This is a genomic window from Streptomyces gelaticus, from assembly GCF_014649535.1.
GTDB lineage: Bacteria > Actinomycetota > Actinomycetes > Streptomycetales > Streptomycetaceae > Streptomyces > Streptomyces gelaticus.
The window spans coordinates 1-25278 of sequence record NZ_BMTF01000012.1 but is presented as its reverse complement, the minus strand read 5'-3'; the positions used below and the strand labels follow the sequence as shown (position 1 = coordinate 25278).

The window sequence follows — 25278 nt, the reverse complement described above, 5'->3', positions numbered from 1 at the left end:
AGCGCGAGAACTACGAGAAGAACGCCAAGCACTCCACGGCGATCACGGCGTACAAGCTGTTCGACGGCCGCAGCCACTACACCTGCGGCGAGGACGGCTGGGAAGCCGTCGCCGACCTCGCCCTCGACTGGGCACTCGCGCCCACCCCCGGAGACCTCGACCCCTCCTGACCCGTGCTCGCTCGGCAGGTCAAGGCGTTCCTTTCGTCAGGTCGTGGTCACGACCTGTCACGGACTCGGACGCCGCGATGAAGGCCTGTACGAGGGGACGGCTGTCTCCTCGGCGGGTGGCCATGAAGATCCGGCTCACTGCGGGAGGCCCGTCGAGTTCGAGGCGTCGGGCGCCTGCGGGGAGCAGCGTCGTGACGCTGTAGGGGGCGATGGTGACGCCGAGTCCGGCAGCGACGAACATGATGATGGTGTGCCAGTTCGAGCACTCCTGCGCGACCCGGACGTCGATGCCGGCGTCCCGCAACGGTTGTGTGTTCATGTCGAACGCTTGAGCTCCTGCTGTACGTGGGAACAGGATCAGCGGGTCAGTGGCCAGCGCCGTTGCTTCCACATGGTCATCGCTTGCGGCGGGGTGCTCTGTGGGGACGACGGCGACAAACCGTTCCGTTGCCAGCAGGGAAAGGTCGATATCGTCTCGCTCCTCAGCATCTCGCACGATCCCGATGTCGGCTGTGCCCCGCTCCAGGGCCGCCAGGACATCGACGGTGAAGCCGTCGTGCACCTTGATCTGGACGTCCGGGCGGCGGCGGGAGAATTCACGGAGCTGTTCGCTGACGATCGCGGTGGCGGAAGTGATGAAGGCGACATCCAGGCGACCGGCCTCGCCGCGCCCGACACGGCCGGCCTCGTCAAGGTCGGCTGCCAGACGGCCCAGGAGGTCCCTTGCCCGTGGCTGGAACGTCGCTCCCGCGTCTGTGAGACGGACGCTCCGGGAGGTCCGCCGGAACAGCTCGACACCGACAATCTTCTCGAGCTGCCTGATCTGCTGGGACAGGGCCGGCTGAGCAATGTTCAGCCGCTGGGCTGCACGGCCGAAGTGGAGTTCCTCGGCCACAGCCAGAAAGTACCGCAGATGACGGAGCTCGATGCGCTGATCCATAGTTCAAGCTTATTGATGGAGGCTACTGCTTGTATTGGACATATGGGTGAGTGGGCCGGAGGCTGCTGACGAGAAGCTGCACCGAAAGGAAACCGCCCCATGCCGTACACCTCTGCCTCGACCGTGGTCTCCTCGATCGCCTCACCGAGCGATGCCGACGCGTTCCGCGCGTTGAACGAGGAGTGGATCTCGCGCCTGTTCGTCCTGCAGGAAGAGGACCGGGCGGTTCTCGGAGATCCGTTCGGCCGCATCGTGGGCCCGGGCGGCGATGTGCTCCTGGCGCGCGAGCCGGGCAGCGGCACCGTCGTCGGGTGCGTGGCGCTTCTGGCCTACCCGGACGCCGTGTTCGAGCTGGCGAAGATGGCCGTGTCCCCCGCCGCGCAGGGACGCGGCATCGGCCGCCTCCTCATCGCCGCAGCGATCGACCGCGCCCAGGCACTCGGTGGGGCCCGGCTGTTCCTCGGTACGAACAGCAAGCTGGCTCCCGCAATCCACCTCTACGAGGAAGCCGGGTTTGTCAGGATCACCCGCAACCGTCTCCCGGTGGCCGACTATTACGCCCGCGCCGACATCCTCATGGAACTGAAGTGACGCCCCGGCCCGTGCCGGCTCCGTATGAATGCGTCGGTCGCAGTGGTGAAGGCGAGGACGGCGCTGCGTGGAGTACCCGGCCGAGCCCGATTCGGCTCGCCAGGCCGCCCGGGTCGTTGACGCGCATCACTTCAGTGGGCTCGGCACCGGCGTGGCGCTTTCCTGCATGTCCTCCAGCGAGCGCCCCTTCGTCTCGCCGACGAAGAAGTACACGAGCAGCCACGAGAGCAGGGCCATGAAGGCGTAAACCCCGTAGCTACCTGCCAGAGAGAGGTCGCGCAGGCTCGGGAACGAGAAGTTGAGCAGGACGCCGGCGAGCCAGTTGGCGGCGGCGCACGCCGAGAGCGCGACGCCGCGTATGCGGTTGGGGAACATCTCGCCGAGAAGGACCCAGACGGCCGGCCCCCAGGAAACCGCGAAGGCCACGACGAACACGTTTGCGCCGACGAGGGTGATCGGTCCCCAGGCTCCGGACAGTGCCGGCTCGCCGTCCCCGGCGATGGTGGCGGTGGAGAAGCCCACCGCCACTGTGATGAGACTCGCGAACATGCCTGCTGATCCGGCGAGCAGCAGCCGGCGGCGGCCCACCCTGTCGATGAGAAGGATCGCGGCCACCGTCGCGACCACGTTCATGAAGGAGCTCAGTACCGACAGGGCGAACGCTGCCGACTCGTCGAAGCCGACCGACTGCCACAACGATGTGGAGTAGTAGAAGATGACGTCGACGCCGACGAGGGCTTGAAGGGCTGCGAGCCCGATCCCCACCCAGACGACGGGAAGGAGAACGCGCCGTCGGTCGAGAAGGTCCTGGAAGCGGGCGGATCGGTCGGTTCGCAACGTCGTGGCCATGCGGTCGGTCAGCGTGGTGGCTTCTTCGCCAGAGATGCCCTGGAGCTTTTGCATCACGTCGCGTGCTTCGGTGATTCGTCCGCGAGCGACAAGGAACCGCGGCGACTCGGGGATCGCGAGTGCGGTGATCAGGTAGACGAGAGCCGGCACGATGCCGGCGATGAACATCCACCGCCACGCGGGAAGCCCGACGAACGTCTGCGCGTCCGCGCCCTCGAGCGCGAATGCGATCGAGCTGTCGGAGAGAAGAGCGGCGAAGATGCCGAGGACGATCGCCATCTGCTGCAGGGACGCAAGGCGGCCCCGCACGTTCGCCGGCGCGATCTCCGAGATGTAGAGCGGCCCGATCACTGTCGCGAATCCGACCCCGTAGCCGGTGAGCAGGCGCCAGATCGCAAGGTCCCAGAGGCCCTGAGCGAGGCCGCAGCCGATCGCGGCGACAAGGAAGACGGCGCCGGCGACCGCCATGGTGCGCGGGCGCCCGACGCGGTCGGCGAGCCAGCCGGCGCTGAACGAGCCGAGCGTGGCGCCCAGCAGGGTGACGGCGACGATGGTGCCGAGTCCGATGGAGTCAAGCCCGAAGCTGCTCTCGATGGCGTTCACAGCGCCATTGATCACCGCGGTGTCGAAACCGAAGAGGAAGCCACCGATGGCGGCGGCCGCCGCCATCGTGGCCACGCGACGGGTCAGGCGGCCGCCTTCTTCTGGACATGAATGGGACATGATGAGTCCTTGTCGATTGTAGATTGTCGACCAAGTTGTTCACAGGGAGGAGGGGTAGGCGATGGTGGACATAAGGGCGTTCTCCGCCTGTCGCGAGTCGAGGCGGGTGTGCTGGACGACGATGGGCCGGTCACTTCGGATCACGAGGCAGTAGTCGATTCCCGGAAGGATCGGCTCGGGGCCACGGAGGTCGTTGATCCGTTGATGGTGTGCGCGACGTGCGGGAACGGTGAGCTCATAGGGTCCGACCGGCTCGCGATCGGTGTAGAAGACCTCGATGCGCACGTGCGCGGGGTCGCCGCCTGCGTTCAGCATGCAGATGCTGTCATGGCTGGTCATCGCGGGTGCCGGTCCGGTGCTGCCCGGGGGGATGTAGCCGTCCGCGACCACCCATGTCGTGGTGCCGATTGCCTGAGTCGTCATGCGAGTCCGCCTCTCTGTGGTGGGTTTCGGTTCTTGTCAGAAGTCGTTGGCGCTCTTGGCCGTGAGGCCGCCGTCGCACACCAGGTGACTGCCGGTGACATACGAGGCGTCGTCGGAGAGGAGCCAGACGGCGGCACGTGCGATCTCCGCGGGGTCGGCCATCCGTCCGAGCGGGATCTGGCGTGCCGCGGCGTCCCTCAGGCGCGCGCGTTCCGCTTCGAGCTCGTCACCGTCGAGGCCGAAGTAGAGCATGGGCGTGTCGGTGGCGCCGGGGACGACTGCGTTGACGCGGATGCCGTGAGGGGCGAGGTCGATGGCGGCAGCCCGCACGAACGCGGAGACTCCGCCCTTGGACGCTCCGTACGCGCTGTTCGAGCCGCCCGCGAAGCCGACGAAGGCGGAAGGGGACGACACGCACACGACGGAGCCCGGCCTTCCTGCGTCCTGCAGGGCTTGGGCGGCTGTGCGTACGGTCAGGAAGGTGCCGGTGAGATTCACGTCGAGAACGCGGCGCCATGTGTCGAGGGACATCCGGGGCAGGGGCGCGTTGACCTCGATGCCGGCGCTCGCGGTCACTCCGTCCACCGGGCCCAGTGCGGTGCTCGCTGCACCGAACGCGTCGACGAGCTCGCGTTCGTCGGTGACGTCCGACGCGGCCGACCAGACTCTGCGGGCGCCCATGCGCCGGGCTTCGGCCGCCGCCCGCTCGGCGCTCTCGCCGTCACGGTCGAGGATGCCGACGGCCCAGCCCCGGCGTGCGGCTTCGAACGCGGTGGCGCGGCCGATGCCGCTTCCGCCGCCGGTGATCAAGATCGTCCTGGTCATTCGGAGGGGTCCTCGGTGGCTCTGAAATGGGTGTTGATGTGGGCGGTGACGGTGCGGTCCAGCGCGTGTTCGTCGCCCGCACGGAGCGCGTCGATGAGCTCGCGGTGCTGCCCGGAGACCACGGTCGCGTCCGAGTAGTGGCTCGCGTCGCGCCGGAAGTAGGCGCGCACGCGGGGCTGGATCGACCGCCAGATCTGCAGGCAGTGCTGTTGCCCCGACAAGGTCACGACCGCCTCGTGGAAGCGGATGTCCTCGTCGGCGAGCAGCGCCGCGTCGGACGCGTCGGCCGCTGCCTCCATGTTGCGGACGAGCGACTGGAGATGGTCGTAGTCCGCGTCGGTCAGGCGGGGCATCGCCTTGCGGAAGGCGAACTTCTCCAGGGAGATGCGGACCGGTACGAGCACGTTCTCGATCTCCTCCTGGGAGACGCCGAGCACCTCCGTACCGCGGTAGGGGTAGGAGATCACCAGGCCCTCCTGCTCCAGCTGGCGCAGCGCCTCGCGGACCGGCGCCCGGCTGGTTCCCAGCTGTTCGGCGACTCCCGACTCCGTGAGCTTCTGACCCGCTTGGAGGCGGCCCGAGGTGATGGCTTCGCGCAGGACGTCTGCGACGGTTTCGCGGCGGGAGGCGAGGGAGGCGAAGGGGAGCGCGGGAAGCGCGGGAAGACCAGACATGGCCGGAGCGTAACAGGATCGTACTTTGTCGACAATCGAGTGCGATGGTTTCCGCGACCGACGGGTGCGGGGCCGGGGAGGCGGGTGTGGCGGGGTCGCACGTGCGGTCGGGGGAGTGGTGCTTCGTCGCATGGGTGCTCCCGTGGTGGTGCGGCGCTCTGTGGCCGTCCGTTCGGCAGACTGTAGCCGAATGGTCGATTGTCGACAATGGTCTCTCGGTCGGGTACGGTCCCGAACACAGTCGCCGCCGCCCGCGGCGATGGCACCCGTTATGAGAGGCACTCATGAGAATCACCAGGGTCGAGACATGCGGTCTTCGTGGGGCGACCCCCGAGGGCGGCTGGTCGAACGAACTGCGCCCGGACGATGTCGTGCACACGCTCGTCGCCGTCCACACCGACGAAGGTGTCACGGGCATCGGAAGCGCGTTCACCACCGAGAACCTCGTCAGGGGAGCGATCGACCTCCTGCTCCCGCACCTCGTCGGACAGGACCCGGTGGAGGTCGAGCGGATCACCGAAACGCTGCACCAGACCGCGTTCTGGATGGGCCGGGGCGGCGCGCTCACGCACGCGACGAGCGCGATCGACATCGCCCTGTGGGACATCGCAGGCCAGGCGCTCGGCCAGCCGGTCGGCCGACTGCTCGGCGGGCGCCATCGCACCCGCGTGCGCCCCTACGCGTCGGTGCTCATGGATGAGGCCGGACCCATGACGGACAACCTCACCCAACTCGTGGAGCAGGGATTCACCGCGTTCAAGATCGGCTGGTGGAAGTTCGGACGGGTGGACGCCGCCACCGACGAGCGCACCGTCGCCGCCGCCCGCGCCGCGATAGGCGACCGGTTGCTCGCTGTCGACGCCGGTGGCTCCGAAGGCTTCTTCCCCGGCGGTCTGGCATGGGCGAAGCGAACCGCGCGGATGCTCGCCGACTACGACGTCGCCTGGTTCGAGGAGGCCCTCGCGCCGGACGACCTCGACGGTTTCGTAGAACTGCGCGCGGGTTCACCCGTCCCCATCAGCGGTGGCGAGGTTCTCACCCGCAGGCAGAGCTTCGCCCCCTACCTGCGGCGCCGCGCCTTCGACATCGTCCAGCCCGACACCACGAAGGGAGGCGGTCTGAGCGAGTCGCGCCGGATCGGCTGGGAGGCCCAGGACCTCGGCATCCGCCTGATTCCGCACGGATGGAACACGGCCATCGGTCTCGCCGCCGATCTGCAGCTCTCGTCCGCACTCGCGTCCACCGACCTCGTCGAGTACAAGACCGGTTCAGCCTATGTGGACGACCTGGTCGCCGACGGCTGGCGACTCGACGCCGACGGATACCTCGACATCCCCTCCGGCCCGGGGCTCGGAGTGTCCCTCGCCCCGGAAGCGGTCGAGAAGTACGGCACGCGGCCCGCGTTCGCGGACCCGAGGGCGTGAGACGCCGGCCGAACCCCCTGTCGAAGGGCATCGCGGTCCTCCGCGCCCCGTCGAAAACCCTTCGCCGAGCAAGGTGCCCGGGTTTGCCTGCCGGTTCGGTCGGCGGACCGAGGTACCCCATGTGAAGCCTCTGGTGGTTACGGACATCACCTTGCGGTGAGACCTGTTCCGCCAGAGGTTTTGCGTGTGTCCGTGGCCGGGCCCAGTCCGGCCTGCTCGCGCATGTGTGGGTCATGCCGCTTTACGCAGATCACTGTGCTGAGGAAACATCAGGAGCACGGCGTCCGCAGCTTGCTAGCATCTCAGGATGCTCATTGTGATGTTCATCTGACGGTCCTGGGTCTCTCCCGTCCAGGTTCTGATCCGTTGAGGGTGCGGTCTGTCGTGCCCTCCGGACCTCGACAACCGTCAGAGTCCGGCGGCCGTGCATACGACGCCCGTCGCACATCATCGGAGCTTCCTCGTGCTCGCAGTGCTTCTCCTTCCTGGTGCGCTTCGCGCCTTCCTCCCCGCCCTGATCGGTCGGTCCGCTCTCGCGATGGGCAGTCTTGCCCTCCTCCTCGCCGTCCAAGACAGTACGGGTTCGTACACAAAAGCCGGTTTCGCAACAGCGACGTTCGGGATCGCCAACGTCATCGCCGCCCCCTGGCGCGCCCGGGCCGTCGATCGATTCGGTCAACGAACCGCGCTCACCACCATGGCGTCAGGCCAAGCCTCAGGATTCGTCGCTCTCGCGCTCATCGCACAGGCCGAGAAAGTTGCGGATGTCTGGTTCCTCGTCCTCAGTGTGGCGATCGGCCTGACATCGCCGCCCCTGGGGGCGGCGATGAGAATGATCTGGGCATCGCTCACGACAGCCGGTGACCAGCGAACAAAAGCCTTCAGTATCGACGCGGTGTGCGAAGAGCTGCTTTTCGTCATTGGCCCCGTAGTCATCAGCGCGGTCATTGTCGCCAGTTCTCCCAGCACCGGGCTATGGGTGACCGCGGCAGCCGTTTCCCTCGGCACCGCAGCGATGACGTCGAGCGCGTCCTCGGGGGTGCTTCGCGGAACAGGAGGGGGTGTCGCGCGAGGCGATCGCCCGCTGCGTCAGCCAGGTTTCGCAAGAGTATTGATCGTTCTCCTGGGCGTCGGTGGTGTACTCGGTGTCGCGGAGATCGCGGCTCCGGCAGCGGCTTCGCACCATGATGCTGTCGCAGCTTCGGGCTGGCTCCTGGCAGCCTTTGCCGGCGGAAGTGCTCTCGGAGGATTTCTCTATGGGCAGCTGAACCTCAAGGGAGGAATCGGCAAGAGACTGTTCGTCCTGTGCCTCGGCATGGGACTCGGCGCGGTGCTCGTGTCGCAGTTGGACACGCTCGGTGCCTTCGCTGCGGGCCTCGCACTCGTCGGCCTGTTCCTCGCTCCGTCTCTCATCACCGGGTATCTCATCGCCGACACCATCGTTGCGGAATCCGGCCGGACAGAAGCGTCGACATGGATCAACACCTCCGTGAATCTCGGCGCATCGCTGGCGTCCGCGGCAGCTGGAGCCGTCATCGACAGTTCCGGCCCATGGTTCGCCCTCTTGCTCGTGGGAGCGATTGCTCTCGTGCTCGCCTCGGCTGTGCCGTTTACACGACTGCGCAAGATCGAGCCGCCTGTGGTCCACGCTGTCGATCATTGTGAGCACAGCTGATCAGCAACCCTACGGGCGGACGGGACGTGCGCTCTGCGGCGAGCGCTGTGTCCACTCGGTCCGTCTCCCGGCGTCACGGCTTGCAGCTCGCGCCCTGGTCCACTACCCACCCGGCCACCTACCGTGTCTGCCGGAAGGCGGTCCCGGCAACGGGCCTTTTCGGTCAGGTCGATGGCTTTGCCCGGGACCGGGGCTTGGCCCGGACGTGCACGCGTTCCCCTTGGGGGCCGAACAGGTTGAGCACCTCCACGGGGGGACTCTCCTGCGGGTCCGAACCAGTGTGGCAGGCGGGTGTCGAACTCGGCTGCCTCGCCCGGCTCCATGATCAGGTCGTGGTCGGCCAGGATGAGCCGGACCGTCCGGACAGGACGTACAGCCACTCGTGTCCCTCGTGCGTGACCAGATCGGGCCGGCTGTGTTCCGCGCGGATGACCGACTTCCAGGCTTGCAGGCGCCCCGGCCGTGTCGACAGTGGAATCGCCGTACGACCGTTGTGGACGCGGGGCTTGCAGCGGACCCTCGGGTCGCCGACCTCCGGCGCCCCGACGAGTTCGTCCAGCGGTACCTGGTGGGCCTGTGCGATGGGCAGCAGCAGCTCCAGGCTCGGGCGGCGCTGACCCGACTCCAGCCTCGACAGTGTGCTTTTGGAGATGCCAGGGGCCTCGACCAACGCCGCAGCAGTTCGAGGAAGCCGCGTCGGAACAGGACCTCGACGAAGCATTTGTCGAACTGGACCACTGGGCCGCTCATGGCGCGCTCGAAGACGGACGGCTGGTGTGCGTGGCGAGCATGTACCCATGGAACGATGCTCCGTTGGCCGACCTCGGCGTACTGACACTCCCGCCCTACCGGGGAAAGGGCCACGCCCGGCGCCTCGTACGGGCGATCTCCCGCCACGCCCTCGCACGGAAACACGAACCTCAGTACCGCTGCCAGCTTGACAACCATGCCTCGGTGGCGGCCGCCGAATCAGCCGGCTTGACACGATTCGGCCCATGGGATGTCGTCTCGCCGGTGAAGCTCTCCATGACGTCGGCGGCGGTGTTGGTGGACGGTGTCATGAGGTACATCGCTTCGCGTTCCACCGCGGTCGGCCTGCCGGACGGAGTCGGTGCGCCCACCCCGGCCGCGGACCGGAGTTGGGCAAGCCGGCCGTCGGTCGCCGGTCGGACCTTCGTCGTACGGACCTTTTGGCTCTGACCGCACCGCACGAGGGGGAGGCCTCGTTGCCGGACGCAAAGTCTCGCCGAGTTCACTGCTGGGGCTCGGCCCGGGACGACCGGTCGGGCCTGTCGGGGCCGGGGCGTACGTGCGCACGCAGCCCCTGCGCGCCGAACAGAATGAGGAGCTCGACCGCCCGGCCGTCGGCGCTGCCCAGCCAGTGCGGCAGGGAGGTGTCGAACTCGGCTGCCTCACCGGGTGACAGCATCAGGTCCCGCTCGCCCGTGACGAGCCGCAGCCGGCCGCCCAGTACGTAGAGCCATTCGACGCCTTCGTGGTTCTGCGGGGTCGGTTCGAGGGGTGTTGGCCGGGCGGGGATGATCAGTTTGAAGGCATGGACTCCGCCGGGGCGCCGGGACAGGGGTACGAAGGTCATTCCGTACCGGCTGATCGGCTTGAGGTGGATCCGGGGGTCGCCGGTGCGCGGGGCGCCGACGAGGTCGTCGAGCGGGACGTCGTAGATACGGGACAGCGGCAGCAGCAGTTCCAGGGTCGGTCGGCGTTGCCCGTTCTCCAGCCGGGACAGGGTGCTCTCCGAGACGCCCGTCGTCGCCGCGACGTCGGCGAGGGTGATGCCGCGGTCGCGGCGCAGGGCGCGGAGCCGCGGCCCCACCGCGTCGAGTACGTCGTCGTCACTCTTGGGATCGGGGTGCATGGAGCCCATCTTGCCTTCGGGGCCCGTCTTGCCGTTACCGCAAGATTTCGTGCCTGGTTGCGGTGTGCCTGGCAAGACTGGGCGTCCATCGACACGAGGAGTCGTGAAATGAGCACCACCGATGCTGCGGTCGCTTTCTGGGACGGCGTCCATGCCTCCCGGCCGACGGCCGACGACCCGCAGCCGAACGTCCGCCTCACCGAGACGGTGGCGGCCCTGCCGGCCGGTGACGCGTTGGATCTCGGATGCGGCAACGGCGGCGACGCGCTGTGGCTCGCCGGGCAGGGGTGGCAGGTCACCGCCGTCGACATCTCGGCCGTGGCGGTCGAGCGGCTCGCCGCCCTCGCCCGCTCGCGTGGCCTGGGCGAGCGTCTCACCCCCGTACAGCACGACCTGCGCACGTCCTTCCCGCCCGGTGCGTTCGACCTGATCAGCGCCCACTACCTGCACACCGGGCGGGCGGCTGCTGGTCGTCGATCACGGTTCGACCGCCCCGTGGTCGTGGAACCAGGCCCCCGACACCGGCTACCCGAGCCCGCAGGAGGTGGCCGCCGGTATCGAACTGGCCCCGGACACATGGACGGTCGAGCGGGCCGACGCACCCCGGCGGATCGCGAACGGGCCGGACGGGCGTACCGCCGAGGTCACCGACCATGTGCTCGTCATCCGCCGTACCGCCCTGACGCGAGGGAGGCGACCCCTGATGTCCGGCTCGTCCGGCGCCACACCCCGCAATCGCCGCCGCGACACCCCGCCGCCCCGGACCGGGAACAGCGAGGCCGAGGTCCTGCGCGGGTTCCTCGACCATCTGCGGACGTCGATCGCGGCGAAGGTCGACGGTGCGCCCGAGCCGCAGGCGCGAGCTGCCGCCGTGCCGTCGGGCACGAACCTGCTCGGGCTGCTCAACCACCTGACGTTCGTGGAGCGTTCGGTGTTCCTCGGCGACGACGTCAGTGACTGGCCGGCGACGTTCCGGGTCGCGTCGTCCGACAGCGTGGCCGATGTCGTCGTCCGCTACCGGGAGGCGGTCAGGCGCGCCAACGACGTACTCGACGGGTGCACCGATCTCGGCGCACCCGTCCCTCGACCGCGGCCCGGGCGTCCGGTTCCCAGCGTCCGCTGGGCGCTGACCCACATGATCGAGGAGACCGGCCGTCACGCGGGGCATGCAGACATCCTGCGCGAGCTCATCGACGGTTCGACCGGGCGTTGATCCGCCTGTTCTTCTCCCGTGCCGCCTGCTCCCCGCTGGCTGCGGGGCTGCAGGCGGCAGGGTGTTCGGCTGCCGCGCAGCGGGCAGGGAACGGCGTACGTCGTGTCGAAGTCGCCGGGGTGCCCGCGACGGCGAGGTCCTGACACCGTGATGCCGTCCGGCATCCGGTGCTACGGGCCCGCGGCCTTCGGAAGCCCTCCCTGCCGGCAGTCGGTGTGGCCAGCGCCGCGCAGCAGCATGCCGAGGGAGAGCATTGCGGACAGGCTGAGCAGCAGCGTGGACCAGAACCAGAACCGCACCCATGTATCGGGGACAGGCAGCAGGATCACCAGCGCGGCTGGATACAGAACCAGCAGCCACCCCAACCGGCGCTCCGCTCCGGACTGTTGGCGCAGTCGCCTGGTCGCGCCCTCGCCCGACCCGGGGGCCCCACGGGTGACCAGCATCAGCCCATCGGCGATGGTCAGCCGACACGTGTGCACGAGCGCGCCGATCATCGTGAGGAGCAGGGCCAGTCCCAGTAGCTGGGTCCATTCGGGCACTCGGGGGTGGTCCGCGGTGGTGACCATCAGCGTGGGCACCGTGAACAGCACAGTGCTCAGCGCCTCGAAGGCGAAAAGCCGGTTGGCCGGTGTGCGGCTCAGTGCCGTGGACACCAGCGGCTTCCTGGACGGACATCTCCGGTGGCCGCAGGTGCGACCGGTCGCTCGGGGGTGGCGAGGATCCGTCATGACCCTGGCTGCGCTTCGCCGGCGCCCACCCGGTCGGACCCGCCGGAGATGTGACTGTCCTGGGTGTCGCGTGACGCTGTCAGCACATACTCCTTCGGGTCGATGGTCCGGGTGCGACGGCGAAACCGCCAGGTCGGCGCGGGCCAGATGGTGGTGACACGGCCCGTGCGGTCCTGGTACCAGCCGGAGCAGCCGCCCGAGGCCCAGACAGTGGGAGTCATCCGGTTCTGCAGTTCGGCGTTGTACGCCTGCTGCGTCTGTGCGCGTACCTCCACTGCGCCCAGGCTGCGGTTGCGCATCAGCCGCAGGGTGCTGATGAGGTAGTTGATCTGTGACTCGATCATGTAGATGAGGCTCGTGTGCCCCACGCCGGTGTTGGGGCCTGCCATCAGGAACAGATTGGGAAATCCCGCGACGGTCGTGCCCAGGTGCGCCTGCGGGCTGCCCTGCCAGACCTCGTGCAGGGACCGTCCGCCACCACCTATGACGCGCTGCGTGTAGGAGGCGTCGTTGACACGGAATCCGGTTCCGAAGAGCAGTACGTCCACCGGATACGCGGCGGTGTCACCTGATGCGGCTTGCGCGCCGCCCGGCGTGGTGAGGACCGCGTCCGGCCCGATGCCGGCGATCGGGTCGGTGACGACGCGGACGTTGGGCTGAACCAGCGCCGGGTAGTAGTCGTCGGACAACAGGACCCGCTTGCAACCCAATGCGTAGTCCGGGGTGAGTTTGGACCGCAGCTCAGGATCCTTGACCTGGCGGTGCAGATGGGCCAGTGCCTCCCGACGCCCCAGCGCGGCCATGGCGCGGTTGCCGAGCAGCGCCGGCAACGTCGCTTCCCGGAGCATGTACTCCCAGCCTCGCGCCAGTTGCTGCACCGGCGGAGCCAGCCGGAACAGGCGCCGTTGCCATGCCGGGACCGGCTGATCCCGGCGCGGGGCGATCCACGACGGAGTGCGCTGAAAGACCGTCACCTGCTGGGCCGTGCGCTGCAGGTGAGGGATGAACTGGACGGCGCTCGCGCCGGTCCCGATCACCCCCACCCGCTTTCCGGAAAGGTCCAGGTCGTGCCTCCACCCGGCGGAGTGGAACGCCTCTCCGGTGAAGTCTTCCAGGCCGGGCAGCGAGGGGATGGCCGGTTCCGAGAGGGGCCCTTGAGCCATCACCAGCAGCCCGGCGCTGACCGGTCCCGTGCTGGTGTCCAGGTCCCAGCGCAGCCGCTCGGCGTCCCAGGTGGCACGCTGCAGCTCGCAGCCGAGCCGCAGGCGGGGCGTCAGACCGTATCGGGCGACGCAGCGCTGCAGGTAGCGCTCGATCTCCTCCTGAGGAGCGAAGCGCCTGCTCCAGGTGGGGTTGGGCGCGAACGAGAACGAGTACAGGCGCGAGGGCACATCGCAGGCGCACCCCGGATAGGCGTTGTCCCGCCACGTGCCGCCCACCTCATCGGCCCGCTCCAGTATCAGCAGGTCGTGGTGGCCCTCCTGCAGCAGTCGGATGGCTGTGCCGAGTCCCGCGAATCCCGCGCCGACGATGACGACGGACACGTGACGTCCGGGCGAGGCGCTGCCCGGCCCGGTACGCCGCTGCCGCGCCACGACCGGCCCATGAGGGGCCGGATCCGTGCTGTGCGAGTCGGTCATGATGACCCTCCTCCAATGATTGCTCGAAACGAATACGATCGTATAGCCTATGATCGTATTACACACGATGAATGGAGTGCGCGATGAGGATTCTGGCTCTTGGAGGACCGGGCGCGATGGGTGCCGTAGCGGTACGTGTGGCGGCCGGGCTCCCCGGCGTCACCGAGATCGTGGTGGCCGACCGGCACCTGGAGGCGGCCCGTGCGCTGGTGCGCCGGCTCGCCGAGCAAGGCATGGGTGCCGTGCCGATGCGTGCGCTCAGGGTCGACGTGACCGACAGTCCCGCCCTGCGCGCCGCTCTGGAGGGTGCGGACGTCGTCCTCAACACCGTCGGCCCGTACTACCGCTTCGGTCTCACCGTGCTGCGGGCCGCGATCGCGACCGGCACCCACTACCTGGACATCTGCGACGACTGGGAGCCGACGCTGCAGATGCTCGGTCTGAACGAGGAGGCCCGGGCCGCCGGCGTCCGCGCCGTGGTGGGAATGGGAGCCAGTCCCGGCGTCAGCAATCTGCTGGCCGCACGTGCCGTCCGGCAACTGGACCATGTCCAGGACCTGTACACCGCATGGCCCGTCGACGTCTCCGGCAGTGGCGGGGACGACGAGCAGCTGAGCGACCCCGGCGGGCGCCCCAGCGCGGCCGCCGTGCACTGGATGGAGCAGATCAGCGGGAAAGTGGCGATGGTCAGCGACGGCCGGCTCGTCCACCGGCGTCCACTCCGGCCGGTCACCCTCTCCGTGTCCGCCGGACGCTCCGGCACGGCCTACACAGTCGGTCACCCCGAGCCGGTCACCCTGCACCGCAGCTTCGGACCGGCCGGCGAGGCGGCCAACCTCATGGTCGTCACCCCGGGCACGGTGGCGTATCTCGACGTCCTGCGCCGCGACATCGACGCCGGGAAGCTCACCAACGAGACCGCGGCGGCCGACCTGGCAAAGCCCTCGGTGTCCCGCGCACTGCGGGCCACCGCAGGTGCCATGACCCGTAAGGGGCCCGGGTCACTGCCCCCGTTCTTCGCCACCGCCACGGGTACCCGCGACGGCCGTCAGGTCACCGTGCTGGCCCGGCTCGCGGATACACCCGGTGCCGCGGCGCTGCTCAACGACATGGCGGAGGCGACCGGTCTGCCCCTGGCTCTTGGGCTCGCGCAACTGCTGGACGGCACCGGTGGCCAACTCGGCGTCCACCCACCGGAGACGGCCATCGACGCCGAACGCTTCTTCCTCGACCTGGCACGCCACGTGCCCGACCTTCCCGACGACGACGGCCCCAGCGACGGCGTGATCGTCGACGTGACCACGAACGAGTGAAGCAGAACAGGAGATACGCCGTGCCTTCAAGAGAAGTGGCCACGCCCCCCACCGCGTTCCTCGACGTGGCGGGACGCGCCGTCCGGTACACCGCAGTGGGCAGTGGCCCCCCGGTACTCCTGCTGCACGGCCTGGACCGCAGCCTGGCGGACTGGGCGCCGCTCCAGGCCGCCCTGCCGGACCACCGGCTCATCGCGATCGATGTTCCGGGGTTCGGCCGGTCACAGCCTCTGCCGGACTGCCGGCTCGCCTCCCTGAGCGGGCACGTCGAGCGGGTGCTCGACCGGCTCGAAGTCGCCTCCGCCGTGCACGTGGTGGGCAACTCCCTCGGTGGCGCCATCGCGATGCAGCTCACCGCTCACGCCCCCGGGCGTGTGTCCTCACTGACGCTGCTGAACAGCGCGGGATTCGGCCGCGAGGTCACCTGGGCGCTGCGCATCCTCGACCTGCCACTGCTCTGGCGGCTGCTCCTGCGCCCCGATGAGGGGAGCGCGCGGTTGACGGAGCGTTCCCTCTTTCATGACCCGGACTTCGCGACCCCCGAGCGGATTGCCGCGGCACTCGCCCTCGCCCGCCGCGAAGGGGCTGCCCGGATGCTGCGGCAGGTGGCCCGCGACCTCGGCTCCTGGCGCGGTGTACGCCCCGGCTGGCGCGCAGAACTGCTCGCGGAGGTCTCGGCGCTCGATACCCCGGTACTCGTCGTCTGGGGCACCCACGACCGTATCCTCCCCGCCCGCCACCTCATCAACGCCGCGTCCGCCCTGCCCCGGGCACGCACCCACCTCTTCCCGCGAACCGGTCATCTGCCGCAGATCGAGCGCACGGCGGAGACAGCCGCTCTGCTCAGCTCGTTCTGGAACGGCCTGTGAAGTGCGTCGTGCGGGTGTGAGGGCCTGGGCGGCCGGAGCGACGGGCAGGGCGGGTCGCGGCATTGCCAACGGTACTTTAATTTGTAAACGATCGAACGATTTCCGATCGCTCATCGATTGAGTATCCGGACGCAGTGCCTTGGCCAACCATCTCAACCACGCTCGAAAGGTCCACCACCCCATGACCGGAACGGATTCACCCCGCACGCCGGAACCGGCCGTCCAAGTCCCCACCCGGACGCTCGTCGAGGCCCTGATCCGAGCCGATCACACCGTCGACACCGGCGAGCTCTACGCCATCGCCCCACTGCTCGGCATGACCGACCCGCAGGTGCGGCTGTGCGTCAAGAGGCTGGTCACCGAAGGACGCTTCACCCAGGAAGGCCGGGGGCGTAGAGCAGTGCTGCGGGCCACCGGCGCGACCGAGCAGACTCTCGGACCCGATGTCGAATTCGTCACCCACGCCTTCCGGCAGGACGCGGGCCTCGAACCCTGGGACGGCATCTGGCACCTGGTCGCCTTCGCGGTCCCCGAGACGGCCCGCACCGCACGCGATGCCCTGCGGGCCGCACTCACCCGGCTCGGCGGCGCTGCCGTGCAGGGTGGGCTGTACATCAGCGCCAACACCTGGGAGCCCCACGTCGAAGACCAAGCCCGCCACCTCGGCGTCCTCGACCACCTCACGCTGCTGACCACGGACAACCTGCGCCAGGGCAACGAACAAGCCCCTGCCGTACTCGCCCGCACCCTATGGCCGCTGGAAGAGATCGCCGACCGCTACCAGCGACTCGCCTCTGTCGCCCGACCCCGGCTGCGCCGACTCCAGGCAGACGACCTCTCCGGCCCCCAGCGGCTGACCATCGCGGTCGAACTGGCCGCCGAGTTCACCCGCGCCATGGAGCCCGACCCCCTCCTGCCCCCGGAGCTGCTGCCCCAGCCCTGGCCCGGCACCCAGGCCCGTGAACTCGTCGCACAATGCTGGTCGCTCCTGGAAGAGCACACGGACGAGAGCCGACGAGTCAGCCTCTTCCATCTCTACCGCGACGTGCTCCGCCCAGCAGCCGCCGACAACTGAGGACCGCGACACCGGTCGACTCACGCCGCTCGGCGCCGGGCAGGGCGTGTGGGAGAAGAGCCGGTTTCTGGGCGTTGCTTCCCTGGCGCCTTACCCGATGGGCCCTCACCAACCGCCCTTGTACACGCTCTGGACGACGCTCTCGACGGTGAGCCGGTGCACAGGTGGGACCCGTGGTCAACGGGCCCGGACCAGGCGGCGCCAGAACAGGATCACGGGCAGGACGAGGACCGCTGCTGCGGCGTTGAGGCCGCCGAAACCGATGCTGTGCATGAGTGGCCCGGCCAGGCCGGCGCCCACCGCTGCGACGACGTTCATCGCGGTGTCCGTGGCGCCTTGCACGCCCGGCCGAAGCGCCGTGGGCGTGGCCTCGCTGAGCATCGCGGAGCCGGCCACCAAGCTGAAGGACCAACCGAGACCGAGCAGGAACAGCCCTGCCGTCACCATGGCGACCGAGGCGTGGCCCAGTCCCGAAAGCAGCGCAGAGACGATGAACACGGCCTGCCCGGCGACCGCGACCGACAGGTGGCCGAACCTGTCGCTGAGCCAGCCGACGACGGGGGAGAACGCGTACATCCCCAGCAGCTGGAGGCTGATGGTGACGCCGACGAGAGTGAGGGAGGCTCCGTGTTCGGACATGCTGACGGGAGTCATCGTCATGACCGCACCCATGACAGTGTTGGCCACGACGATGGTCACGAACGCGAAGGCGGCCCGCGGCGAGTGGCGGAGATGGCGCAGGCCCGCGCGCACCGTGCCCGGCTGTGATTCCCGCGTCGGTGCATTCCGTATAGGCGATCCGGTTTCCGGCAGCCCTTCGGTGTCGGGCTGCTGCCGGGTGAACACCAGCGGGTCGGGGCGGAGCCGGATCCACAGCAGGAGCGCTGCCAGTGCCGTACAGGCGGTGGCCAGGACGAACGCCCCGGTCAGCCGGGGCAGATGCAGCGCGGACGCCACCTGGCGGTGCGGGCCAGGCCGGCGTAGGTCTCGTTGTGGGCGACGGACTCGGCCAGCAGCGAACCGTTCGACACCGACACCCCGATGCCGATCCCGCCGACGATCTGGGCCGCCGACAGCAGCCGGATCGTGCGTTTCTGCACGGCACGAGCGCGTGCCTCGGCCCGCCACGGCACGGCGCGTATGCCCTGTTCCTGCCCTTGTGACGCGGTCACGTGCTGGTACTCCCTCCCGATGCCATCTGGTGGCACACGGCACAGCAGACATCTCGCACATAGCCTTTGGTTATGTTGGACGGACGGCGGCCTACCGTAGGAGCAGGGCACGGCCACGGGTAGGGCAGTGCGGTGAATGCAGGGATAGGCAATGGTTATGACCGAGCGGCTGAATACCGAAGGGCTGCGATATGCGCGGGCGGTCGGTGAGACCAAATCGTTCAGTGCCGCCGCCCGGGCGTACGGGGTGACACAGCCCGCGCTGTCGAACGGCATCGCCAAGCTGGAGGAGCGACTGGGGGACAAGCTCTTCGACCGTTCTCCGAGCGGGGTGACCCCCACCGCCTTCGGCGCGCGGATGCTGCCGCTGATCTCTTCTGCGGTGGCCGCGCTGGACGCCGTGGTGGCGGAGGCGAGGCGACTGACCGAACCCGGCGAGCAGAAGATCCGCATGGGGGTGTCGCCGCTGATCGCACCGGACCTGGTCGCGCGCTCCTTCGGGATGGTCCGCGACCTGCCCGTGGTCCGTGACCTCGTACTGCGCGAGGCGGACATGGAAGACCTCCGTGCCGCGCTGCACGCCGGCGAGCTCGACATCATCCTGATCCCGGCCGTAGCAGCGATGCCGCGCTATGAACACCGGGTCATCGGCGTCGAGCCGGTCGTCGTCGTCGGCTCCGGGGACGAGGGCGGTCGGACTCCACTGGAGCTGACGGAGGCGGGGGACGAGCAGTTCATCCTCGTGCCCGACACCTGCGGCCTGACGACGTTCACCAACCAGCTGTTCCAGTCGCACGAGATGCCCCTGCGCGCCTATCCCGGAGAGGCCGCCACCTACAGCGTCCTGCAGCACTGGGCGAGGCTGGGCCTGGGCTCCGCGATGGTCCCGCTCTCCAAACTCGTCTCTCCCGAGACCCCGTACCGTCCGCTCATGGACGGCGGACGCGAGGTGCAGATCTCCTTCGAGGCAGTGTGGAGCGCCGACTCCTCGCTCGCGCCGGATCTCCTGCGGCTGGCCGACGGGCTCGCAGCCACCCGCCGAACGGCAGGCTGAGCAGTCCCGGGCCATAAACACCGCCTATGCCCGGATTCACTTCTCTCCGCTACCGGGCACCGTGGAGGGGCCGTAACTTCGCAGGAGTCGAGCGATTCATCTCTGCATCGCACCCCCCCACGTCTGCGAGGCATCACCATGGCTCATCTCCGGATCACGCCGCAGACCGACCCGGCCGACTGGGTCACCGGCGCCATTGGGGACGTCGACGGCGGAATCATGGCCGGACGCGAATGACCCGCTCCCGTCCCCACCCACGCTTGATCCGGGAAGAGTTCCTCATGACCTACGACAACCTTCACGACCACCGAGCCGCGCAAGTGGCCGAGGCGAAGGCGCCGGTACGGGCCGTCGCGGTGGAGGCGCGACACCCCGGACCCGGATCTGTACGGGTGGACGTGGCGGCCTCCGGGATCTGCGGCGCGGACCTCGGCACGGTCCGCTTCGCCCGCCCCGACGGCGGGTTCCCGATCACGCCAGGGCATGAAGTCGCGGGCCGGGTAGCGGAGTTGGGGCCCGGGGTGACCGGCTGGGAGGTCGGCGAACGGGTGGCCGTCGGCTGGTTCGGCGGGAGCTGCGGGCACTGCATCGCCTGCCGCCGCGGGGATGTCGTTCACTGTCCCCAGCGTCAGATCCCAGGCCTGTCGTATCCGGGCGGCTGGTCCACCACGATCACCGTGCCGGCCCCGGCGCTCGTCCGGATCCCCGAGCCGCTGTCCTTCGCCGAGGCCGCACCCTTCGGGTGTGCGGGGGTGACGACGTTCAACGCTCTGTGGCACTCAGGTGCCGAGCCCGGGGACCGGGTCGCCGTTCTGGGCATCGGCGGGCTCGGCCACCTGGCCGTTCGGTTCGCGGCGGCCATGGGCTTCGAGACGGTGGCGGTGGCACGGGGCGAGGAGAAGCGGGAGGTCGCCCGCGAGCTGGGAGCGCACCACTACATCGACTCCACACGGCAGGTACCGGGCGATGCGCTGCGCGCCATGGGCGGCGCTCGGCTCATCCTGTCCACGGCCACCAGCAGCGCACCGCTCGCGGAACTGGTCGACGGACTCGCCCCGCACGGCCGGCTCACCATCGTCGGTATCGACGGCACCCCGCTCCAACTTCCCCTGGGCAAGCTCGTCATGAACGCCCAGAGCATCACCGGCCACCTGACCGGCAGCCCCACCGACACCGAGCAGGCGATGCGCTTCGCCGTGGCGACCGGCGTACGGCCCCGGGTGCAGACCGTGCCGCTTCAGGACGCGCAGCAGGCCGTCGACATGGTGCGCGAAGGTCGTGCCCGGTTCCGGGCAGTGCTCACCACCGGCGCCTCCGGCGCGTGAATCGCGTAGAGAGAAAGGGATGGATATGTCTCAGCAGGAGACCCATGACGTCGTCGTGGTCGGTGCCGGCGTCGGCGGCCTCGCCGCCGCCACCGCGCTGACCGCCGCCGGACGCGAGACCGTGGTCCTGGAGGCCCGCGACCGGGTGGGCGGCCGCCTGCTGAGCATCCCCGCCGAAGGTGGCGCGATGGACCTGGGCGCCAGCTGGTTCTGGGACAACGAGCCGTTCGTCGCGCAGCTCGCGAAAGACCTCGGCCTCGAGTCCTTCGCCCACCGGCTCGCGGGCGACACGATGCTGCAGACCGCCGAGGGAGTGCGGCGCTACTCGGGCAACCTGGTCGAAGGCCCGTCCCGCCGCTTCGTGAACGGTACGTACGGTCTCGCCCGCGGCATGGCGGTCCGCCTCCCGGAACGGGCGCTCCGCCTGAACACTCCGGTGACCGCGATCCGACCCGCCGCCGATGGCCTGGAAGTGCGCGCCGCGGACACAGTCCTGCGAGCCGGGCACCTGGTGCTCGCCGTACCTCCCGCACTGGCCGTCGCCGGGATCGACTTCGACGGGCGACTGTCCGCGGATCTGGTCGAGGTGGCCCGTTTCACCCCGGTGTGGATGGGGGCCGTCGCCAAGGTCCTCGCCCGCTACCCGCGCCCGTTCTGGCGCGCGGCAGGGCTCGCGGGCGCCGGCATGAGCCGCGTCGGCCCGCTGCAGGAAGTGCACGACATCTCTGGTCCCGACGGCACCCCCGCCGTGCTGTTCGGCTTCGCCCCGACCCGGCTCGCCGGCCGCCCAGGATTCGAGGAGGAGGTACGAGCGCAACTGGCCGCCATGTACGGTCCGGAAGCCGGCGAACCCTCCGAACTGCTCGTACAGGATTGGGGCCAGGAGGAGTGGACCTCCCCCGGTGACGGGCACCGCCTGACCGCCTACCAGCTGTTCGGTCATGACCTCTACCAGCAGCCGGCATTGGACGGACGGCTGCACTGGGCCTCCACCGAGACCTCGCCGGACTTCGCGGGCCACGTGGAGGGGGGCACTCGTCGCGGCGGAGCGAGCGACCCATGCGATCCTGGCCGACTGAATCCCACGTTCCGCTACCTGAGAAAGGCGACTGCATGCACCGCATCGACGCCCTGCTGCGCGAGTACGACCGTGCCCGTGCGTACACCGACGACCTGTGGAAGGACCTCGCCCCGGACGAGGTGACCTGGCGTCCGCACGAGAACTCCAGCGCCATCGGCTGGCACCTGGGCCACCAGGCCCACGTCGCCCACTTCATGGTCCGCAACCTGACCGCCGCAGAGCCCAGCCCCGACCCCGAACTGGACGGACTCATGGACTCGGCGAACCCGGAGAAGTTCCGCGGCGCCCTGCCCACCATCGAACGGCTCACCGCCTTCCGCGACACCGTCGCCGAGCGGGTGCACGCCCGTATGCGCGCCATCGCATCCGGAAACGTCACGGCACCGGAGCAACTCACCATCGTCGCGAGCCACTTGCTCACCGCGCTCATCAACCACGAGTACCAGCACGACCAGTGGATCAGCGAAGTCCGCGCGGACAACCTCGGGCATCCGCTTCCGCCGGACCCGGAGGGAGACTGCGTACGTCGCCTCGACGGCTACCTCGTCGTCGACGGCCTGTAGGGCCACGTACGGAGCTTCAGCTTTCCTCGTTGACGCGGGCCGAGGGTCCGGGCAGTCCAGGAACTCATCGAGAAGCTCGACTTCGAACACGAGGAACGGCAGTCGGCGACGCAGAACGTCGACTGGTACATGCAGGACACCCAGTCCGGGACGTGATCCACCGGTTCGCGGTCGTCGTCGCCAATCAGTGGCGCCGAGCCTTCCGGTAAGGGGTTCACCGTTTCACCCTACTGCCGTGCCGGCCATGCGAACGCGACGCAAGTCGGTGGAAGCAGCTCCTGCACGCTGAGCGGCCTTGGGCCTGTGCAAGGATCGGACCATGGACGAAGCACGTTTCTGGGCCCTCATCGCATCGTTCGACTGGGAACGGTCCGGTGATGACGACGCAGTGCTCGCTCCTGCTTCGCGAGTGCTCCAGGGATTGCCACCCCGGGAGATCGTCGCGTTCGAGGACCTGCTTGCCGCCAAGCTCTACGCACTGGATACACGAGAGCACGCTCGTTGGTGCTATCAGGGAGAGGCGGATCCGGACAATGGAGACGAATACATCTCCGCTGACGACTTCTTGTACGCGCGTTGTGTCGTGGTAGCGAACGGAAGGGAGTTCTACGAGGGGGTACTCGCGGATCCCTCGCGTTTCCCGACCGGGCTGGAATTCGAGTCTCTCCTGTACCTCGCCAGCAATGCGTACGAGGCCCGGACCGGAGTGCCGCACGATGAGCTCACGAGCGTGTCCTGGGAGAGCTTCAGCAACACCGACGGATGGCAGCCCACCCGGAGCACGACGGGGGGACGCTACACCGGACCTGAGATGCCGCCATTGAACCGCCGGCCCGTATGAAGCAGCTTCCCCGGGGCGCGGGTGCCGAGCTTGACCACCACGACCCCGCCGGCGTCGTTCTGACAGCCCGACGGCGCATCTGCCGAATCCAGGTACTCGGCGTGAGGTATCCGGTGTCCGGCGGAGGCAGTCTCCGCCGGACACCGGGATCGGAACCCGCAGTTGACTTGGTCAGAGGCCGAGAGGGTTCCGCCGTGGTCTTGTCAGGCGCCGGTACGGAAGACGAGCAGATAGCGCCAGAACAGCAGTCTGCGAATGCTGCATCCGGGCAGCAGCACCGCGGCCTCCCGGCGGATATCGTGCAGGGGCATGGTCGGTGGCATCACCGGAGCCCTGACCCGCCCCCGGCCGGCCGACGCAGCAGAGCGGTTCATGTCCACTGCGGCAACGGCGAGCCTGGCGACGGCGTTGACAGGCACGGCCGCCAGACTCCACGCCCAGTCGAGACGGCTCTTCTCCGGATAACACCCCAGGATCACCAGAACTCCACCCGGCGCGAGCGCATCACGCAGAGCGGCGACGACGTCGAAGGACATGTGATGGATGCTGGCCAGGCACGAGATGAAGTCGTAGTGCCCCTTGGCGAGTTCGACATCAGTGACATCCGCCTGCCGGAATCGCGGACTCTTGGCGCCTCCTGCCGACTCCGACAGAGCATGAGCCTCCGCGACAGCCTCCGCGGACGGATCGACCGCATCGACCTCGATACCCAGATCGGCGAGGCGCCGCGCAAACCGGCCAGTCCCGCAGCCAACATCCAGAGCCGCACCGCAATTCCGCGGCACCTGGCGCAACAGCAAGCGGTGATAGTGGTCGTTGTGGTCGAAAGGCATGGTCCGACCCTGCCACAGCGAACGCGCCCACCCGGGCTCTGATGCTGCCGGCCCGCTCCCACCACGCCTCAGTCCGCTCCCCGGAACGGTACCGCCCGCCCCGACGCCGACGCGGTCGCGGTCGCGGTACGTTGCCGAACGTGCCGCCTGCCGCCCGTCGCAGGGCGCATCGGCTGCCCTGTTTTCGGTGTGGGTCAAGAGACAGGCGACCGGGCCTTGAACGAGTGCAGCTCGGCTACAGCGAGGGTTTGCTCCGCGTCATACGCCTCGAAGGTGCTCATGTGCTGGAAGCCGAGACGGGCGGCGAGCTTGAGGGAGCGCTCGTTGGCCGTCTGGGTCACCACCAGGACCGGCTGGTCGGGCAGCTCGTCGGCGGCGGCACGCAGCATGGCCGTGGCGGCCTCGAATGCCAGCCCCGCACCCCAACATCCGTGCCGGAGGAGGTAGGCCAGCTCCAGCTCCCCGCCTTCCTCGGTGATGTGTCCGGGAAGGTCGGCGCAGCGGCGGTCGAGTACGAGTGTGCCGATGAACCTGTCGGTTTCCTTGTCGGCGATGACGTAGGTACCGGCCTTGCCCGCAATGGCGCTGATGCCGTTCGCGTCGAAGTACTGCTCGACAGCGGTACGGGGCCGCGGGCCGCCGAGGTGGGCACGGACCTGTGGATCGGTCTGGAGCTCGATGAGGCCGTCGATGTCGGCGTCGTGCGCCTTTCGCAGCCGGAGACGATCAGTGGCGATCTCAGTGGCAGACAGCGTGGGCAGTGCGTTCATGAGATCCATTGTCCCGGCTCATTGGATCGAGCCACCGGTCCCGATGCGGTGGTCGGCGCGCCCTCGGGGATGTGTGGTCGGAGCACTGCTGGTCCCGGGCGGCTGGGCAGTGTCTTCACATGATCTCGAACGGTGGATCACGGGGTCGCGATACTTCGTCATGAACTGTCCAGCACCGGGCGGGAGTTCGCCGGGCCGCTGCTGCCTGAGTCGTTGCGGGGACGGAATCGGCTGGACGACCAGGACGATCCGCACCTGGCTCCGCCACCCTGGCATCCCGCACATCCACAAACGGGCCGACCAGGCCCGCAACCGACTCGTGGCCGGCCGCTGCGGCGGCCGGCCACGACAACTCCCAGCCTTCCCCGTCCTCTACATCTGTAGTGACGGTGGTACTCTACTTCTGTAGAGGGATTCGGTATGTGAAGAGGGAACGGTTGTGGCGGAGAGCTCGACACGACGGAAACAACTGGCCGACGCGGCGATCGGGACGCTGGCCGCGGAGGGCATGCGGGGGCTGACCCACCGGGCCGTCGACCAGCGGGCGGGGCTGGCGGAAGGCTCCTGCTCCTACTACTTCAGGACGCGGCAGGCGCTGCTGCAGGCGGCCGTGGAACGGCTGGCCGAG

General features: G+C 68.9%; 26 protein-coding genes and 2 pseudogenes. 15 read left to right on the top strand and 13 right to left on the bottom strand.

Annotated features, from left to right (window positions below):
• Positions 1 to 189 precede the first annotated feature (189 nt).
• Complete coding sequence (locus tag IE107_RS18500) at positions 190 to 1110, bottom strand: LysR family transcriptional regulator (protein WP_189544909.1); 921 nt, start codon at positions 1108 to 1110, stop codon at positions 190 to 192.
• A gap of 99 nt (positions 1111 to 1209) precedes the next feature.
• Between IE107_RS18500 and IE107_RS18495 the strand changes: the two genes are divergently transcribed.
• Positions 1210 to 1701: a GNAT family N-acetyltransferase gene (locus IE107_RS18495; protein ID WP_189544908.1), complete on the top strand. Its 492-nt coding sequence runs from the start codon at positions 1210 to 1212 to the stop codon at positions 1699 to 1701.
• Between the two features lie 126 nt (positions 1702 to 1827).
• Here the strand turns inward: IE107_RS18495 and IE107_RS18490 are convergent, their stop codons facing one another.
• The 4 genes from IE107_RS18490 to IE107_RS18475 are packed head-to-tail and all read right to left on the bottom strand — an operon-like array spanning position 1828 to position 5195.
• The gene (locus IE107_RS18490; RefSeq protein ID WP_189544907.1) at positions 1828 to 3273 is read right to left on the bottom strand and encodes a sugar porter family MFS transporter; all 1446 of its coding nucleotides are present in this window, start codon (positions 3271 to 3273) and stop codon (positions 1828 to 1830) included.
• A gap of 39 nt (positions 3274 to 3312) precedes the next feature.
• Positions 3313 to 3696 (bottom strand): sensory rhodopsin transducer, encoded by a 384-nt coding sequence (locus IE107_RS18485; RefSeq protein ID WP_189544906.1) that lies wholly within the window; start codon positions 3694 to 3696, stop codon positions 3313 to 3315.
• 36 nt (positions 3697 to 3732) lie between these two features.
• Entirely contained in the window at positions 3733 to 4521 is a 789-nt protein-coding gene (locus IE107_RS18480) for an SDR family NAD(P)-dependent oxidoreductase (protein WP_189544905.1), read from the bottom strand.
• Entirely contained in the window at positions 4518 to 5195 is a 678-nt protein-coding gene (locus tag IE107_RS18475) for a GntR family transcriptional regulator (RefSeq protein ID WP_189544904.1), read from the bottom strand. Before IE107_RS18475 ends, IE107_RS18480 begins: the two co-directional genes overlap by 4 nt.
• Before the next feature lie 284 nt (positions 5196 to 5479).
• Between IE107_RS18475 and IE107_RS18470 the strand changes: the two genes are divergently transcribed.
• Positions 5480 to 6619: a mandelate racemase/muconate lactonizing enzyme family protein gene (locus tag IE107_RS18470; protein WP_189544903.1), complete on the top strand. Its 1140-nt coding sequence runs from the start codon at positions 5480 to 5482 to the stop codon at positions 6617 to 6619.
• A gap of 538 nt (positions 6620 to 7157) precedes the next feature.
• Entirely contained in the window at positions 7158 to 8294 is a 1137-nt protein-coding gene (locus IE107_RS18465; protein ID WP_189544902.1) for an MFS transporter, read from the top strand.
• 163 nt (positions 8295 to 8457) lie between these two features.
• Here IE107_RS18465 and IE107_RS18460 read toward each other — a convergent pair.
• Positions 8458 to 9015 (bottom strand): annotated as a pseudogene (locus tag IE107_RS18460) (helix-turn-helix domain-containing protein).
• On the opposite strand from IE107_RS18460, the gene IE107_RS18455 reads away from it, so the two are divergent.
• Positions 8931 to 9494 carry a GNAT family N-acetyltransferase gene (locus tag IE107_RS18455; protein WP_229867066.1) on the top strand — a complete coding sequence of 188 codons (564 nt, stop codon included), beginning with the start codon at positions 8931 to 8933 and terminating at the stop codon, positions 9492 to 9494. The pseudogene IE107_RS18460 and the gene IE107_RS18455 sit on opposite strands and share 85 nt — an antisense overlap.
• A 52-nt stretch (positions 9495 to 9546) precedes the next feature.
• Here IE107_RS18455 and IE107_RS18450 read toward each other — a convergent pair whose 3' ends face one another.
• Positions 9547 to 10179 carry a helix-turn-helix domain-containing protein gene (locus tag IE107_RS18450; RefSeq protein ID WP_189544901.1) on the bottom strand — a complete coding sequence of 211 codons (633 nt, stop codon included), beginning with the start codon at positions 10177 to 10179 and terminating at the stop codon, positions 9547 to 9549.
• Positions 10180 to 10278: 99 nt separating this feature from the next.
• Here IE107_RS18450 and IE107_RS18445 point away from each other — a divergent pair.
• Both IE107_RS18445 and IE107_RS18440 read left to right on the top strand, forming a co-directional pair.
• Positions 10279 to 10849, top strand: a pseudogene (locus IE107_RS18445) (SAM-dependent methyltransferase); the annotation flags it as partial.
• A 24-nt stretch (positions 10850 to 10873) separates the two neighbouring features.
• Complete coding sequence (locus tag IE107_RS18440; RefSeq protein WP_189545069.1) at positions 10874 to 11383, top strand: DinB family protein; 510 nt, start codon at positions 10874 to 10876, stop codon at positions 11381 to 11383.
• 170 nt (positions 11384 to 11553) lie between these two features.
• Here IE107_RS18440 and IE107_RS18435 read toward each other — a convergent pair whose 3' ends face one another.
• Together IE107_RS18435 and IE107_RS18430 are read right to left on the bottom strand one after the other, a co-directional pair.
• On the bottom strand, positions 11554 to 12039 hold the full coding sequence (locus IE107_RS18435; RefSeq protein WP_189544900.1) for a hypothetical protein: 486 nt from the start codon (positions 12037 to 12039) through the stop codon (positions 11554 to 11556).
• A gap of 71 nt (positions 12040 to 12110) precedes the next feature.
• Positions 12111 to 13754, bottom strand: coding sequence for a flavin-containing monooxygenase (locus IE107_RS18430; RefSeq protein ID WP_189544899.1), 1644 nt, complete (start codon positions 13752 to 13754; stop codon positions 12111 to 12113).
• A gap of 83 nt (positions 13755 to 13837) precedes the next feature.
• Here IE107_RS18430 and IE107_RS18425 point away from each other — a divergent pair, with 83 nt between their 5' ends.
• The 3 genes from IE107_RS18425 (at position 13838) to IE107_RS18415 (ending at position 17011) form a co-directional block, all read left to right on the top strand.
• Positions 13838 to 15067 carry a saccharopine dehydrogenase family protein gene (locus tag IE107_RS18425; RefSeq protein ID WP_189544898.1) on the top strand — a complete coding sequence of 410 codons (1230 nt, stop codon included), beginning with the start codon at positions 13838 to 13840 and terminating at the stop codon, positions 15065 to 15067.
• A gap of 20 nt (positions 15068 to 15087) precedes the next feature.
• Positions 15088 to 15936 (top strand): alpha/beta fold hydrolase, encoded by an 849-nt coding sequence (locus tag IE107_RS18420; protein WP_229867065.1) that lies wholly within the window; start codon positions 15088 to 15090, stop codon positions 15934 to 15936.
• Between the two features lie 181 nt (positions 15937 to 16117).
• The gene (locus tag IE107_RS18415) at positions 16118 to 17011 is read left to right on the top strand and encodes a PaaX family transcriptional regulator C-terminal domain-containing protein (protein ID WP_189544897.1); all 894 of its coding nucleotides are present in this window, start codon (positions 16118 to 16120) and stop codon (positions 17009 to 17011) included.
• Positions 17012 to 17188: 177 nt separating this feature from the next.
• Here the strand turns inward: IE107_RS18415 and IE107_RS18410 are convergent, their stop codons facing one another.
• Entirely contained in the window at positions 17189 to 17968 is a 780-nt protein-coding gene (locus IE107_RS18410) for an MFS transporter (protein ID WP_189544896.1), read from the bottom strand.
• A complete protein-coding gene (locus IE107_RS18405) occupies positions 17938 to 18183 on the bottom strand; it encodes a hypothetical protein (protein WP_189544895.1) in 246 nt (81 codons plus the stop codon). The genes IE107_RS18410 and IE107_RS18405 overlap by 31 nt, the downstream gene beginning before the upstream one ends.
• Positions 18184 to 18340: 157 nt before the next feature.
• On the opposite strand from IE107_RS18405, the gene IE107_RS18400 reads away from it, so the two are divergent.
• The 5 genes from IE107_RS18400 (at position 18341) to IE107_RS18380 (ending at position 23047) form a co-directional block, all read left to right on the top strand.
• Entirely contained in the window at positions 18341 to 19237 is an 897-nt protein-coding gene (locus tag IE107_RS18400) for a LysR family transcriptional regulator (RefSeq protein WP_189544894.1), read from the top strand.
• Positions 19238 to 19518: 281 nt separating this feature from the next.
• Positions 19519 to 20562 (top strand): alcohol dehydrogenase catalytic domain-containing protein, encoded by a 1044-nt coding sequence (locus IE107_RS18395; RefSeq protein ID WP_189544893.1) that lies wholly within the window; start codon positions 19519 to 19521, stop codon positions 20560 to 20562.
• 19 nt (positions 20563 to 20581) lie between these two features.
• The gene (locus IE107_RS18390) at positions 20582 to 21766 is read left to right on the top strand and encodes a flavin monoamine oxidase family protein (protein ID WP_308434241.1); all 1185 of its coding nucleotides are present in this window, start codon (positions 20582 to 20584) and stop codon (positions 21764 to 21766) included.
• Positions 21676 to 22206, top strand: a complete 531-nt coding sequence (locus IE107_RS18385; protein ID WP_189544892.1) for a DinB family protein — start codon at positions 21676 to 21678, stop codon at positions 22204 to 22206. The genes IE107_RS18390 and IE107_RS18385 overlap by 91 nt, the downstream gene beginning before the upstream one ends.
• A gap of 319 nt (positions 22207 to 22525) precedes the next feature.
• A complete protein-coding gene (locus tag IE107_RS18380; RefSeq protein WP_189544891.1) occupies positions 22526 to 23047 on the top strand; it encodes a DUF4240 domain-containing protein in 522 nt (173 codons plus the stop codon).
• Positions 23048 to 23250: 203 nt separating this feature from the next.
• Here IE107_RS18380 and IE107_RS18375 read toward each other — a convergent pair whose 3' ends face one another.
• Positions 23251 to 23880: a class I SAM-dependent methyltransferase gene (locus IE107_RS18375; RefSeq protein ID WP_189544890.1), complete on the bottom strand. Its 630-nt coding sequence runs from the start codon at positions 23878 to 23880 to the stop codon at positions 23251 to 23253.
• 194 nt (positions 23881 to 24074) lie between these two features.
• Positions 24075 to 24650, bottom strand: coding sequence for a GNAT family N-acetyltransferase (locus tag IE107_RS18370; protein ID WP_189544889.1), 576 nt, complete (start codon positions 24648 to 24650; stop codon positions 24075 to 24077).
• Between the two features lie 439 nt (positions 24651 to 25089).
• Between IE107_RS18370 and IE107_RS18365 the strand changes: the two genes are divergently transcribed.
• Positions 25090 to 25278: TetR/AcrR family transcriptional regulator (locus tag IE107_RS18365; RefSeq protein WP_189544888.1), on the top strand; the 189-nt coding region annotated here is incomplete at its 3' end.

Bases quoted from the DNA above. Each gene is read 5' to 3' on its own strand.
- IE107_RS18500 (WP_189544909.1), bottom strand. From the start codon at position 1,110: ATGGATCAGCGCATCGAGCTCCGTCATCTGCGGTACTTTCTGGCTGTG.
- IE107_RS18495 (WP_189544908.1), top strand. From the start codon at position 1,210: ATGCCGTACACCTCTGCCTCGACCGTGGTCTCCTCGATCGCCTCACCG.
- IE107_RS18490 (WP_189544907.1), bottom strand. From the start codon at position 3,273: ATGTCCCATTCATGTCCAGAAGAAGGCGGCCGCCTGACCCGTCGCGTG.
- IE107_RS18485 (WP_189544906.1), bottom strand. From the start codon at position 3,696: ATGACGACTCAGGCAATCGGCACCACGACATGGGTGGTCGCGGACGGC.
- IE107_RS18480 (WP_189544905.1), bottom strand. From the start codon at position 4,521: ATGACCAGGACGATCTTGATCACCGGCGGCGGAAGCGGCATCGGCCGC.
- IE107_RS18475 (WP_189544904.1), bottom strand. From the start codon at position 5,195: ATGTCTGGTCTTCCCGCGCTTCCCGCGCTCCCCTTCGCCTCCCTCGCC.
- IE107_RS18470 (WP_189544903.1), top strand. From the start codon at position 5,480: ATGAGAATCACCAGGGTCGAGACATGCGGTCTTCGTGGGGCGACCCCC.
- IE107_RS18465 (WP_189544902.1), top strand. From the start codon at position 7,158: ATGGGCAGTCTTGCCCTCCTCCTCGCCGTCCAAGACAGTACGGGTTCG.
- IE107_RS18450 (WP_189544901.1), bottom strand. From the start codon at position 10,179: ATGGGCTCCATGCACCCCGATCCCAAGAGTGACGACGACGTACTCGAC.
- IE107_RS18440 (WP_189545069.1), top strand. From the start codon at position 10,874: ATGTCCGGCTCGTCCGGCGCCACACCCCGCAATCGCCGCCGCGACACC.
- IE107_RS18430 (WP_189544899.1), bottom strand. From the start codon at position 13,754: ATGACCGACTCGCACAGCACGGATCCGGCCCCTCATGGGCCGGTCGTG.
- IE107_RS18425 (WP_189544898.1), top strand. From the start codon at position 13,838: ATGAGGATTCTGGCTCTTGGAGGACCGGGCGCGATGGGTGCCGTAGCG.
- IE107_RS18415 (WP_189544897.1), top strand. From the start codon at position 16,118: ATGACCGGAACGGATTCACCCCGCACGCCGGAACCGGCCGTCCAAGTC.
- IE107_RS18400 (WP_189544894.1), top strand. From the start codon at position 18,341: ATGACCGAGCGGCTGAATACCGAAGGGCTGCGATATGCGCGGGCGGTC.
- IE107_RS18395 (WP_189544893.1), top strand. From the start codon at position 19,519: ATGACCTACGACAACCTTCACGACCACCGAGCCGCGCAAGTGGCCGAG.
- IE107_RS18390 (WP_308434241.1), top strand. From the start codon at position 20,582: ATGGATATGTCTCAGCAGGAGACCCATGACGTCGTCGTGGTCGGTGCC.
- IE107_RS18385 (WP_189544892.1), top strand. From the start codon at position 21,676: ATGCACCGCATCGACGCCCTGCTGCGCGAGTACGACCGTGCCCGTGCG.
- IE107_RS18380 (WP_189544891.1), top strand. From the start codon at position 22,526: ATGGACGAAGCACGTTTCTGGGCCCTCATCGCATCGTTCGACTGGGAA.
- IE107_RS18375 (WP_189544890.1), bottom strand. From the start codon at position 23,880: ATGCCTTTCGACCACAACGACCACTATCACCGCTTGCTGTTGCGCCAG.
- IE107_RS18370 (WP_189544889.1), bottom strand. From the start codon at position 24,650: ATGAACGCACTGCCCACGCTGTCTGCCACTGAGATCGCCACTGATCGT.